The following is an 11,944-nucleotide window of genomic DNA, read 5'->3' on the forward strand; positions in this document are numbered from 1 at the left end:
CGCCGATCGGGGCTCGGGCGGAAAGCGCCGTCACATCTGTCACTTCGGCCCCGATTCCGGGGCACTATGCGACTCTCGAACTCGATAGCGCCCGCGATATCAAAACCGAGAGTCGGGTGATGCTTGCGAACTCATGAGCAGTCGCAGCAGCAGTCGTCGCAGTCACAGCAGCAATCGCAGCCATCGCAGCAGCACCAGCATCCGGTGCCGTCGCCGCCGCGCTTCTTGCGTCCGGGTGTTTCACCTTCGGCAGCGGGCTGGGCCGGCTGGTCGCCAAAGTTGATGGGCTCCTGCTGGCCGTGTGGTGTTCCGCTTTCTGCGCTGAAACCAGCCTGGGCGAAGGTGCGCTTGATCGACCGGCGCACCTCGCCGGTCAACAGCCGATGGACCAGCCGCCCGTCGGCAAACGAGACGTCGGCAAGCGCCAGCTCGATGCCCAACACCGCGTCGTCGCACAGGGTGCGCGCCGCCCCCACGGGAGTAGCGGTGGCGGCCAACGGGTTCCACTTTCCTCGCGCGACGTCGTCGTGGTAGTCCTCGACCGCATCGAGCAGGTGCGCGACCCGGCCGAACAGCCGGCCGACCTCGCGCAGCGGCCCCCCGTTGTCGGGGCGGCCGGCCAGCACGGCGGTGTGCGCGAACGCTTCGGCCACGGCGGTCTCGGTGGGCTCGGTCACCAGCAACAGCGAGCTACCCGGGCGGGCCTGAGATTCGAGGTCGGCTTGCCGGTCCATGGCGGCGACGAGCACGCCGGTGTCGAAGCCCAGGGTGTGACCGGCGCCGGTGCCCTGGCGCACCCAGCGTTCGGCGATGCGGCGCGCCGCCGGCCGCACACCGGCCGCGCCGACCAGGCCCTCGCGGTCGTCGACGTGGTCACGGACCCGCGCCGCGGCCAGCGCCAACGACACGACGGCCGCCAGCCGCACACAGTCACCGGTGGCGACGTCGGCGCGGCGCATCCCGCGCAACGGGCAGCGCCCAGCCGTGCGGCGGGCCGGCGACCCCGCCGACTGCGCCTCGACCAGCAACGAAACCACCAACCCGTCGTAGTTGGTGGCGATGCGCGCGGTCTGGCCGTAATCGTCCCGAAGCGCCAGACACAATCCGCACAACTGGGCTGTCCAGGCTGCCGCCAGCTCGCCGCCGAGCCGATGACGACAGGGCCGGATGATGCCAAACATGCCCAGAAGCTACCGGACCCGCAGCAAACGCACCCCCGAAACGTGGCAGTGTTGGTGGCGTGAGCGACGTCGCGGAGGCCTTCGAGTCTCAGCGGCCGCGCCTGTTCTGGTTGGCGTATCGGCTGCTGGGTTCGGCGAGCGAGGCCGAAGACGCGGTCCAGGATGCTTACCTGCGACTGCACACCGCGGATGCGGAGGCGATCGAGTCGCTCCCGGCGTGGCTCACCAAGGCAGTCACGAACCTCTGTCTCAACCGGCTCACTTCGGCGCGCGCCCGTCGAGAGGTCTATCCGGGGCCGTGGCTCCCGGAGCCGGTCCTCACCGACGACCGCACACTCGGCCCGTTGGATACCGCCGAACAACGCGAGTCCGTTTCGATCGCGCTGCTGAGCCTGATGGAGCACCTCAGCCCTACCGAGCGCGCGGCGTTCGTACTCCGAGAAGCATTCGCCTACAGCCACTTCGAGATCGCCGAGATCTTGCAGACGTCGGAGGCCAACGCACGCCAGCTGTACCGGCGAGCGCGGCAGCGCCTCGGCGAACCGCGGCCGCGTTTCCAACCCGATCGGGCACAGTGGCGACGCCTGGTCGACCGCTTCTTCAGCGCCGCAAGTGCCGGCGACGTGGCCGGACTCGTCGAGATCCTCACCGACAACGTGACCTCGACGGCCGACGGGGGCGGCAAGGTGGCGGCCGCGCGGCGGGTGATCTCGGGCCGCGACCGCGTGGCGTCCTATGTGGCCCGCGGGTTCGGCAGGAACGTCCCGCGGCTGGGGCTGCGCCTCGACGTCGCCGAGGTCAACGGCGAGCCGGCGATCCTGGCGTTCGACGGCGAAACGCTGACCGGGGTGCTGTCTTTCGAGATCATCGGCGACCAGATCGCAGCCCTGCGGGCGATGGCAAACCCCGACAAATTGCGGTTCCTCGCCGAGCAGTTGTCACATCCGGCGGGTCTGCCCGGTTCATAGGGGTATGACCAACCGAGTACTGATCACAGGCGGCACCGGCACCGTGGGTCGCATCGTCGTCGACCACCTGACGGCCGCCGGCAAGGACGTCCGCGTTCTGAGCCGCGGACGACGGCGGCACCAGCGCACCGACGTCGAGCATGTCGTGGGCGACGTGCGAACCGGCGACGGGCTCGACGCGGCCGTCGACGGCGTCGACACGATCGTGCACTGCGTCTATCCCACCGAGCACCTGGTCGCTGCAGCGAAACGGGCGGGCGCACCGCATCTGGTTTACGTCTCCATCGTCGGAATCGACCGCGTCCCATTCGCCCTGTACCGCATGATGCTCAGCAACGAACGCACGATCGCTGAGTCGGGCCTGCCGTGGACGGTGCAGCGGGCGACCCAGTTCCACGATCTGATCGCCGTCATACTGCGCATGCTCGCGAAACCGCCGGTCGTGCTCCTGTCGGACTTGAAGTTCCAACCGGTCGACGTGCGCGACGTGGGCGAGCGGTTGGCCCGGTTGGCGCTCGGCGAGCCGATCGGACGTGCGCCGGATTTCGGCGGCCCGCAGGCGCGTGCACTCCAAGACCTTGCCCGCAGCTACCTGGCGATCGTGGGTAAACGTCGACGCATCGTCCCGATCCGGTTGCCCGGCAAGGTTTTTGGTGGGTTGCGCGCCGGCGCCCTGCTGACCCCGGAGCACGAAGCTGGCGCGATCACTTTCGAGCAGTACCTCCAAGAACAGGTCGACGCGGGCCAATTGCCCTACCACGACGCGATCCGCGCTTACCTGCCGCACCGTCCGCGCAAAGCGTCGCGATGACTGGGGGTTGACCGGCTCCGCCCTTCGGGCCGGACTGTGGTTTCTTACGTTCGTGGAGGCAGTGGTCGGACTCGTCGCGAGTCGGCCGGCCTGGCTTCGCTTGGCACTCCGACCTGGGCATCAAGCTTCCGGCCGTACGGACCGATCTCGGCATCAGGCTTCCCGCCATAATGGAGGCGATGAATCTTGTGAGGATGAGGCTGCTGATAGCAGTCGCCGTGCTCGTTTCGTCAACGGTGGTGGGCTGCCACTTCGCATCCAGAAACCCGCCGTCGACCAAGACGCTCCAGGTGCCCATGACCGACGTGCTCACCCAGGACGTCATCAAGCAGAGCATGACCTTGACTGCCGGCAACACGCTGATCGTGAAGTTGGGCTCGAATTACACGACCCCGTACCGGTGGGCGCCGGAGATGAAGGTCGGCGATCCGGGAATCCTCAAGCAAACCAGCCACGAGTTCGTGCCGCCAAGTTCCGATGCGTTGGGGGCGCCCGGCACCGAGGTGTGGAAGTTCACCGCGTTGAAGCCGGGGACCACGACGATCGGCACGTCCTACACCAGCTTCGTCGAAAAGGATTCCAAACCGGCGTGCACCTATACGGCCGACGTCACGGTGCAGTAAAGCTCTCTGGCAAACGAGTGCGCACCGGTCAGACGTCGCGCTACGGTCTGGTGCGTGTTCGGCTTTCTCCGTAATTTGTCCGAAATCGGCAAACTGCCCGCGGCGCTGCGCGACGAGCTCGAAGCCGAGGGCATCATCTTCAGCGCCGGCAAGGTCGGGGTGAGCCGGCACTTCGGCGGCCACGTGCCGGGGGTCTATTCGGCTTCCGGCGTATCCCGCTACACGGGCGCCTTCGCGTTCACGTCCGCCCGGATCGTCGCCACTCTTCCCGCGCGCGGGGACGCCAACCTGCGATCGATCGACTGCACCTGGGACAGCGGCAAGGGGCCGGCCCGGGCCACCATCACCGGCAAAGGGCTGAAGCTGGAAATCGACCTGCACGGTGTCGACCCCGCCTTCAGCGGGTCGATGAGCCTCAACTACAAGAAGACCATCCCCGACGAGGTGCTGGAGACACTGCCAACGACGACGCTGCGTTATCCGGTCCAGCCGGTTTTCGTGTACCGCGCGGCCGGCGTGCGTCCCAAGACATAGCCTGCGGCACAAGGGTTTCCGTCACGCGGCCGGCCGCAGCATCCGTGCGCTGACAAGCGACGAGACCCACCCGGGCATCAATCGTGTGCTCGTCGTCATCAGCCGATAGCGCCACCCGGGCACGACGACGGCGCGGCCCCGGTCCAGGGCGCGCAGCCCGGCGGCCACGACGGGCTCGGGCGCCGCGAGTCGGCGATAGATCGCGGTGTGCGAGACGTCCGATCCCAGCGCATCGACGAACCCAGTCCGGGTGGGTCCGGGGCACAACGCCGTGACGGTAACCCCCGAACCGCGAGTCTCCGCCCACAGCGCTTGGCTCAGTGACAACACGAACGCCTTGGTCGCGCCATAGGTGGCCTGATACGGCCCGGGCTGAAACGCGATGGTGGACGCGACATTCAAGATGCCGCCCCGGCCGCGGGCCAGCATGCCGGGAAGCACCGCGTGGCTCAGCCGCACCAGCGCGTCGACGTTGACTGCGACCAGCTCGCGCTCACGCTCGGCGTCGAGCTCGGCGAACGGGCCGTAGGTGCCGAAGCCGGCGTTGTTGACCAGCACGGCGACCTCCCGTCCGTCCAGGCGGGCGACGAGGGCATCGACGCCGGCCTGTGTGCCAAGATCGCCGACTGCCAGTTCGACTTGCTGGTCGACCCGCTGGGCCACCGCACTCAGCCGTGCTTCGTCACGCCCGGCGAGCAGTAACGACATGCCCCGCTGCGCCAGCTGGTCGGCGAAAATTGCGCCCAGCCCGGAGCTGGCGCCGGTGATGACTGCCCATGACATGGCTGACCCCTTACTTCGCAGGAGTTTTGACGGCGGGGTGAATGCCCAGGGCGTGGCTGACAAGGCCGATGCCGGCGCCGAGGATGGGCCAGATCGGCCAGAAGTAGGTGGCGCCGGTGGTCGCGGCGACGGCCGCCCACACGGCGAGCACGATGACGGTCATCGCCAGGTAGGCCGCGAGGTGAAGGCGCACGCCACGGCGGGCGGCCTCGACGCGGGCGGCGCGGCGGCGCGGGTCCGCGCGCCGGATCCGCTCGAGCGGCAGGTCGGCGAGGAGCTGGGTGAGTTTCTCGGTGGTGTGCGTGCCGAACACGGCCTGCAGCCGTTGCTCGTATTCATCCAGTTGCAGGTAGCCCTGCGCGAATGCCTGGCCGAGGCGTTCTGCCGCCCTCTCCCGGTCGCGGTCGCCGGCGCGGGGGGTCATGAGTTGCTGGTCCATTTCATCCCCTTCCAAAGATGTGAATGGCTTTAACATAGTCCCTAATGTTAATATCGTCAACATGGCACGGGAGCGGAAAGTTGCGGCGCGTCGGGACAGCTATCACCATGGCGACCTCAAACGCGCCCTGAGCAGCGCCGCTTTGTCGCTGGTGGCCGAGAAGGGGCCGAAGGGCTTCACGCTGACCGAGGCGGCACGACGCGCGGGCGTCAGCGCCGCCGCCCCGTACCGGCACTTCGCCGACAAGGCCGCGCTGCTAGCGACCGTGGCCGAACAGGGCTTTCGCGACCTCCACGCCGAACTGGCCGCGGCCGCCGACGTCGCGCCCGACCCGAAGGACCGGGTGGTCGAACTCGGCCGCGCGTATGTGCGCTGGGCCGTCGCCCACCCGGATCACTACCGGGTGATGTTCGGCGCCGAGCTCTCCAAGGCCGACCATCCCGACCTGGCCGTCGCCGGCGAGCAGGCGTTCGGCGACCTGCTCGACGCGATCGTGACGTGCCAACAGGCGGGCATCGCCGGCGGTCAAGACCCGCGTGAACTCGCCGCGCCGCTGTGGTCGCTGGTGCACGGCGTCGCGTCGCTCGCGATCGGTGGCGAGTTGCTCAGCGTGGGCATCGAGCAGGACCCGGAGGCCATCATCGCCGGCGTGGTGGCCCAAATGCTGGGCGGTTAGGCCACGTTGGCCTGGCGGCGCGTCGCATAGACCTCGGCCAGGAACTGTTCGACGGCGACCGCGCTGTGCACCGCGCGCGCCGAACCGAAGATGTCGAAAGCGTGCTGGGTGAACGGCAATTCGGCGTACACGACGGGCTGGTTGCTCGCCTGCCGCAGCCGCTCGACGAATCCACGCGCCTGCTCGACGGGAACCAGCGAGTCGTTGCGGCCGTGCAAGACGAAGAACGGGGGAGCGTCCGCCGAAACGTGGTTGACCGGCGACGCGGCGATGAAGGGCTGCATGTTCGTCGAAGGCCGTTGCTTGACAACCGATTTGACGAGCAGGGCGGGCATCATCGGGTGCATCGCGTCGTTGAATCGCGTGAAGTCGTAGACGCCGTAGAACGGCACGGCCGCCTGCACTCGGGTGTCGGCGTCTTCGAAGCCGGGCTGGAATTGCGGGTCATTGGGAGTGAGAGCGGCCAGCGACGACAGGTGGCCGCCGGCCGAACCGCCGGTGATGGCGATGAATTCGGGGTCGCCGCCGTACTCGGCGATGTGCGCCTTGACCCACGCCAGGGCGCGCTTGACGTCGATGATGTGGTCGGGCCAGGTGTTGCGCGGGCTGTGCCGGTAGTTGATCGCCACACAGACCCAGCCCAACTCCGCGAGGTGGCTCATCAGCGGATGGGCTTGTCCGCGTTTGTTTCCCGTCGTCCAGGCGCCACCCGGGATCTGGAAGAGCACCGGCGCCTTGCCCATCGGGTCGAGATCCGGACGGCGCCAGATGTCCAGGTAATTGGCGCTGCCGAATTCGCCGTAGCTGATGTTGGAGTCATGGGCGTAGTCGCGATAAATCCGCATCATCCGCAGCAGCCCCGGCGTCTTGGCGGTCCCGCCGCCGGCCGGCCGGCGCCACAGGTCCCCCGACTCGGTGCGACGAGCGGCGCCCAGGCCCTCGTCCAACGCCTGGGTCAGCGGCACGTTGGCCTTATGCCCGGCGCGGCTGAAGTTCAGCAAGCCCATCGCGGACACGGTTGCCACCGCCCACGCCGCGATGCGCACCGGGGGCGTGAGTCGGCGAGCGGTCAACGCCAGACCGCCGAGCTGGCTGACCAGGGTCTGCAACGGCAACTCGGTGACGACCAGCCCGAACATAAACGAGAAGAGCGATAGGTAGCCGCTGCGCGCCAGCGGCCGGTAGGCGTTGAGCGTGGACACCGCGGTCACCGCCGTGACGATCAGCGACCCTATCTGCCGGATGACGTGGATGATTCGAGCTGTCCGCATCCGCTCACCTTACGAAATGCCCTACGTGGCTTCTGCCCGGCTCTCGAGGTTCTTGACCGCGGCGCTATCGTTCTCGGTCAGTCCGATCTTCGACGCGCCGCCGGGCGAGCCGAGCTCGGTGAAGAAGTCGGCGTTGATCTGGGTGTACTCGCCGTATTCGCCGGGCAGGTCGTCCTCGTAGTAGATGGACTCAACGGGGCACACCGGCTCACACGCGCCGCAGTCGACGCACTCGTCGGGGTGGATGTAGAGCATCCGCGTGCCCTCGTAGATGCAGTCGACGGGACATTCCTCGATGCACGCCTTGTCTTTGATGTCGACGCAGGGCTCGGCGATCACGTAGGCCATAAGCCCATGGTTCTCGCCGCAACCCGGCGCGAGTAGAGGTCCCGGCGTTGTGGAGTCACAAGCTATCGTTGTGTCACACGAATTGATTGTGATGTGATCAGCCATGCCGCTCAGCCCGCGAATGCCCGAGCTCGCCTCGTTCGAGGTGTTCTTGGCGATCGCCGAGACCGGCAGCCTGGGCCGCGCCGCGCGCGAACTCGGGCTGACCCAGCAGGCCATCTCGCGACGGCTCGCGTCGATGGAGGCCCAGATCGGTGTGACGCTGGCGGTGCGAACGACGCGCGGCTCGCAGCTGACGCCGGCGGGCCTGATCGTCGCGGACTGGGCGAGGCGGTTGCTGGAGGTCGCCACCGAGCTTGACGCGGGCATGGGATCGCTGCGCAAGGAGGGCCGCGAGCGGATCCGGGTTGCGGCCAGCCAGACGATCTCCGAGCAGCTGATGCCGCATTGGCTGCTGTCCCTACAGACCGAGGCGACGCGGCGCGGCGTCGTTGCCCCGCAGGTGAGTTTGACCGCGACCAATAGCGAGCACGCGATCGCCGCGGTCCGCGACGGCAGCGCGGATCTCGGGTTTGTCGAAAACCCGGGCACACCAAAGAGGTTGGGCACTTGTGTGGTGGGTCAGGACGAACTGGTGATCGTGGTGCCGCCGGGCCATAAGTGGACGCGACGGGCGCGGGGGGTGACCGCTCGCGAACTCGCGGAGACGCCGCTGGTTGCCCGCGAACCCCATTCGGGCATCCGCGATTCGCTGACGGTGGCGTTGCGTCAGGTGCTGGGCGACGACATGGAGCAAGCGCCGCCGGTATTGGAGCTGACGTCGGCGGCGGCGATGCGCGCGGCCGTGCTCGCCGGTGCGGGACCGGCGGCCATGAGCAAGTTGGCGGTGGCCGACGACCTGGTGGTCGGGCGGCTGAGCGCGGTCACTATTCCGAAACTGGACTTAAGGCGCAAGTTTCGCGCGATCTGGGTGGGCGGGCGCACGCCGCCGGCCGGGGCGGTTCGAGATCTGTTGAGCCACATCAACAGCCGCTAGGCTGCCGCGTCGGCTTCCAACGCCTCGTCGTAGCGGTCGAGCAGGGTCTCGGCCACCAGCGGGTGGGCGCCCAGCGGCGCGCCCATCGGAATACCGTTGTCCCGCGCATAGGTTGAGACGCCGTCGGTGAGCAGCCCCGGCGCCAGGAACCAGGGCGCGATGACGAGTCGGCGCGCGCCGCGGCGGCGCAGGTGGCCGGCGGCGCGTTGCACCGAGGCCTCGGGCCGGGTGGCAAACGCCGTCGTCGCAGCGGCCCATCGGGTTCCGACGGCCAACCGGGACGCCACCTTCGATGTGCGCGCGTTCGCCGCGGCGTTGGACGAGCCGATCGCGACCACCATCACGCCGAGGTCGTCGTCGTCCGGGGAGACCCCGACCTCGGCCAGGCGTTCGCGCAGTACCGACACCAGCCGGTCGTCCTCGCCGAGCACGTCGGCCTGGCGGATGCCGTGGGCTCCGGCTTTCGCGATCTGCTTCGGGATGTCCAGGCGCGCGTGGTAGGCGCTGGCCAGCAGGAAGGGGGCCACCACCGCGCGGCGGCTGTCCGGCAGGCCGGCCAGCACGTCGGCGAAGTTCGGCTCGTTGAGCTCCAGGAACGCCAGCCGCACGTCGAGGTCGGGGCGCATGCCGGCCAGCCGGTTGGCGACGGCCTGCGCGTTGGCGCCCGACCGTGGGTCCCGGCTGCCGTGGGCGGTGAGTACGAGTGTGCTCATGATGCGTGCAACCCGCATTCGACCTTGTTTCGTCCCCGCCAGCGGCCGCTGCGAGGATCGTCACCCTCGGCCGGCTTGGCGGTGCAGGGGGCACAGCCGATGGACGGGTAGCCCTCCTCGACAAGCGGATTGACCAGGACGTTGTTCCGCTCGATGTAGTCCTGGACGTCGTCGTCGGTCCAGGCCGCGATGGGGTTGACCTTGATCAGTTCGAACGACTCGTCGAAGCTGATCAGCGGGGCGGTGGCGCGGGTGGCGGCCTCCACCCGGCGCAACCCGCTGACCCACGCCGCGTAACCGCGCAGCGCGCGGCGCAGGGGGATGACCTTGCGCAGCCGGCAGCATTCGTTGGGGTCGCGGGCGAACAGGTCCTTGCCCAGCAGCTCGTCCTGCTCGGCGACGGTGTGTTCGGGTTCGACGTTGAGCAGGTGGATGTCGTAGACGGACTCGACCGCGTCGCGGGTGCCGATGGTTTCGGCGAAGTGGTAGCCGGTGTCCAGGAACAGCACCGGCACGCCCGGTCGCACGTCCGAGGCGAGCGAAACCATCACCGCGTCTTGCATGTTGGCGGCCACCACGTACTTGCAGTTGGCCCAGCCGCGGGGACCGTCGACGCCGCCGAAATGCTCGTCGGTCCAGCGCAGGATGTCGACGGCGCCGGCGCCCTCCATCTCGGAAGCACCGCGCTCGGCCAGCTCACGCAGCTGCTCCTTGGTGAAGTTCATCGCCACCATGGCGGGGTCCTCAACTCCTATCGCAGGTCGGCCTCGTCGGCGCGCAGCGCCCAGGACGCGAAAGTTTCGCCGCCGTCGCGGCCTTCGAGGAATTTGCGGGTCACCCGGTCGATGTAGTCGCCGAGCTCGTCGCTGGTCACCTTGTGCTGGCGCAGCTTTCGGCCGAACCCGCTCGCCTCGCCCAGGCCGCCGCCCAGGTGGACCTGGAAGCCCTCGACGGAATTGCCCTCGCCGTCGTCGATCCACTGGCCCTTGAAGCCGATGTCGGCGACCTGAATTCGCGCGCACGAGTTCGGGCAGCCGTTGAGGTGGACGCTGATCGGCACGTCGAGCTTCGAGTCGACGTCTGCCAGGCGCTGTTCCAGTTCGGGCACCAAAGTCTGTGTGCGCACCCGGGTTTCGGCGAAGGACAGCTTGCAGAACTCGATGCCGGTGCAGGCCATGGTGTTCTTGCGCCACGACGACGGCCGCGACGGCAGGCCCAGGGCGTCCAGCGCGGCGACGGTCTCGTCGACCAAGGCGTCGGGCACGTCGAGGATGACCAGCTTCTGGAACGGGGTCAGCCGGGCCCGGTCGGAGCCGACCTTTTCCATCAGGTCGGCCACCGCCGACAGGGTGGTGCCCGAGACGCGTCCGGCGATCGGGGCGACGCCAATCGCGTTGAGCCCGTTCTTGATCTTCTGCACGCCGACGTGGTCGATGGTGTGCTTGACCGGCGCGGGGGCCGGGCCGTCGATCAGGCGGCGGTTCAGGTACTCGTTTTCGAGTACCTCGCGGAACTTTTCGACGCCCCAGTCCTTGATCAGGAACTTCAGCCGCGCCTTGGCGCGCATCCGCCGGTAGCCGTAGTCGCGGAACACCTGGGTGACGGCCTCCCAGACGTCGGGCACCTCGTCGAGCGGGATCCACACCCCGACCCGCTGGGCCAGCATCGGGTTGGTCGACAATCCGCCGCCCACCCACAGATCCAGGCCGGGGCCGTGCTCGGGATGGTTGACGCCGACGAACGCGACATCGTGAGTCTCGTGGGAGACGTCCTGCAGGCCCGAGACCGCGGTCTTGTACTTGCGCGGCAGGTTCGCGTACTCGGGATTGCCCATGGAGCGCCGGACGATCTCGTCGATCGCGGGGGAGGGGTCGAGCACCTCGTCGAGCGAGTCGCCGGCCAGCGGCGAACCATGGATGCCACGCGGGCAGTCGCCGCAGGCCTCGGTGGTCTGCAGGCCCACGGAGTCCAGCCGCCGCCAGATCTCGGGGACGTCCTCGATGCGGATCCAGTGCAGCTGCACGTTTTCCCGGTCGCTGATGTCGGCCGTGTCGCGGCCGAATTCGGTCGAGACCTGACCCAGGGTGCGCATCGAGTGCGCCGACAGCGGTTTGCCGTCGGTGCGGACCCGCATCATGAAGTACTTGGCTTCGATCTTGTCGGTGTTGTCGTCGCCGGTCCAGCTGCCGTCGTAGCCCTGTTCGCGTTGCGTGTACAGGCCCATCCAGCGGAACCGCCCGCGCAGATCGGAATGGTCGATGCTGTCGAAGCCCTGGTTGGCGTAGACGTTGACGATGCGGTCGCGCACATTCAGCGGCGCGTCGTCATTCTTGATCTTCTCGGTGTCGTTGAGCGGTTCGCGATCACCCAGCGCCCACTGGCCCTCGCTGCGGGTCTTGGCCGGACGTGCTGTGGTCATGTGGTGTGCTCCTTCGCGGTGCGTGGGCTGCAGGGCTGCTGGCCGCGGCATCGACGCGATGATGTTGTCAGTCAGAGGTGAGCGCAGGCGCTCCGTTGCGCCCACGTCTCATGGCTTCATAGTGCCGTGGCTAGGCGGCGGC

At 68.3% G+C, this 11,944-nt stretch carries 14 protein-coding genes; 6 read left to right on the forward strand and 8 right to left on the reverse strand.

Annotation, left to right across the window (positions count from 1 at the left end; translation table 11 throughout):
• Positions 1-131: 131 nt before the first annotated feature.
• Complete coding sequence (locus A5773_RS22485) at positions 132-1,181, reverse strand: DUF5685 family protein (RefSeq protein WP_067792638.1); 1,050 nt, start codon at positions 1,179-1,181, stop codon at positions 132-134.
• A 59-nt stretch (positions 1,182-1,240) separates the two neighbouring features.
• Between A5773_RS22485 and A5773_RS22490 the strand changes: the two genes are divergently transcribed.
• From A5773_RS22490 to A5773_RS22505, 4 genes are all read left to right on the forward strand, one after another.
• Positions 1,241-2,149 carry an RNA polymerase sigma-70 factor gene (locus A5773_RS22490; RefSeq protein WP_067792641.1) on the forward strand — a complete coding sequence of 303 codons (909 nt, stop codon included), beginning with the start codon at positions 1,241-1,243 and terminating at the stop codon, positions 2,147-2,149.
• Between the two features lie 4 nt (positions 2,150-2,153).
• Positions 2,154-2,960, forward strand: a complete 807-nt coding sequence (locus tag A5773_RS22495) for an SDR family oxidoreductase (protein WP_067792650.1) — start codon at positions 2,154-2,156, stop codon at positions 2,958-2,960.
• 188 nt (positions 2,961-3,148) lie between these two features.
• Entirely contained in the window at positions 3,149-3,583 is a 435-nt protein-coding gene (locus A5773_RS22500; RefSeq protein WP_066956990.1) for a protease inhibitor I42 family protein, read from the forward strand.
• A gap of 54 nt (positions 3,584-3,637) precedes the next feature.
• A complete protein-coding gene (locus tag A5773_RS22505) occupies positions 3,638-4,117 on the forward strand; it encodes a hypothetical protein (protein WP_066956830.1) in 480 nt (159 codons plus the stop codon).
• 21 nt (positions 4,118-4,138) lie between these two features.
• Here A5773_RS22505 and A5773_RS22510 read toward each other — a convergent pair whose 3' ends face one another.
• Together A5773_RS22510 and A5773_RS22515 are read right to left on the reverse strand one after the other, a co-directional pair.
• Positions 4,139-4,900, reverse strand: a complete 762-nt coding sequence (locus A5773_RS22510) for an SDR family oxidoreductase (RefSeq protein ID WP_066956826.1) — start codon at positions 4,898-4,900, stop codon at positions 4,139-4,141.
• A gap of 10 nt (positions 4,901-4,910) precedes the next feature.
• Positions 4,911-5,339 carry a DUF1707 domain-containing protein gene (locus tag A5773_RS22515; protein WP_067792653.1) on the reverse strand — a complete coding sequence of 143 codons (429 nt, stop codon included), beginning with the start codon at positions 5,337-5,339 and terminating at the stop codon, positions 4,911-4,913.
• A 61-nt stretch (positions 5,340-5,400) separates the two neighbouring features.
• Here A5773_RS22515 and A5773_RS22520 point away from each other — a divergent pair, with 61 nt between their 5' ends.
• On the forward strand, positions 5,401-6,015 hold the full coding sequence (locus A5773_RS22520; RefSeq protein WP_067792656.1) for a TetR/AcrR family transcriptional regulator: 615 nt from the start codon (positions 5,401-5,403) through the stop codon (positions 6,013-6,015).
• On the opposite strand, the gene A5773_RS22525 is transcribed toward A5773_RS22520, so the two are convergent.
• Positions 6,012-7,286: an alpha/beta hydrolase gene (locus A5773_RS22525; protein WP_066956817.1), complete on the reverse strand. Its 1,275-nt coding sequence runs from the start codon at positions 7,284-7,286 to the stop codon at positions 6,012-6,014. The genes A5773_RS22520 and A5773_RS22525 overlap by 4 nt on opposite strands.
• A 21-nt stretch (positions 7,287-7,307) precedes the next feature.
• A complete protein-coding gene (gene fdxA / locus A5773_RS22530; protein ID WP_067792659.1) occupies positions 7,308-7,634 on the reverse strand; it encodes a ferredoxin in 327 nt (108 codons plus the stop codon).
• A 103-nt stretch (positions 7,635-7,737) separates the two neighbouring features.
• Here fdxA and A5773_RS22535 point away from each other — a divergent pair, with 103 nt between their 5' ends.
• Positions 7,738-8,670, forward strand: coding sequence for a LysR family transcriptional regulator (locus A5773_RS22535; RefSeq protein WP_066956813.1), 933 nt, complete (start codon positions 7,738-7,740; stop codon positions 8,668-8,670).
• On the opposite strand, the gene A5773_RS22540 is transcribed toward A5773_RS22535, so the two are convergent.
• From A5773_RS22540 to A5773_RS22550, 3 genes are read right to left on the reverse strand one after another with little or no spacing between them, the layout of a single operon-like run.
• On the reverse strand, positions 8,667-9,383 hold the full coding sequence (locus A5773_RS22540; RefSeq protein WP_066956810.1) for a sirohydrochlorin chelatase: 717 nt from the start codon (positions 9,381-9,383) through the stop codon (positions 8,667-8,669). The two genes, A5773_RS22535 and A5773_RS22540, sit on opposite strands and share 4 nt — an antisense overlap.
• Entirely contained in the window at positions 9,380-10,117 is a 738-nt protein-coding gene (locus A5773_RS22545) for a phosphoadenylyl-sulfate reductase (RefSeq protein WP_066956808.1), read from the reverse strand. The genes A5773_RS22540 and A5773_RS22545 overlap by 4 nt, the downstream gene beginning before the upstream one ends.
• 17 nt (positions 10,118-10,134) lie before the next feature.
• Positions 10,135-11,802 carry a nitrite/sulfite reductase gene (locus A5773_RS22550; protein ID WP_067792662.1) on the reverse strand — a complete coding sequence of 556 codons (1,668 nt, stop codon included), beginning with the start codon at positions 11,800-11,802 and terminating at the stop codon, positions 10,135-10,137.
• Positions 11,803-11,944: the final 142 nt, after the last annotated feature.

It is taken from the genome of Mycobacterium sp. 852014-52450_SCH5900713, from assembly GCF_001667075.1.
In the GTDB taxonomy this organism is placed as follows: domain Bacteria; phylum Actinomycetota; class Actinomycetes; order Mycobacteriales; family Mycobacteriaceae; genus Mycobacterium.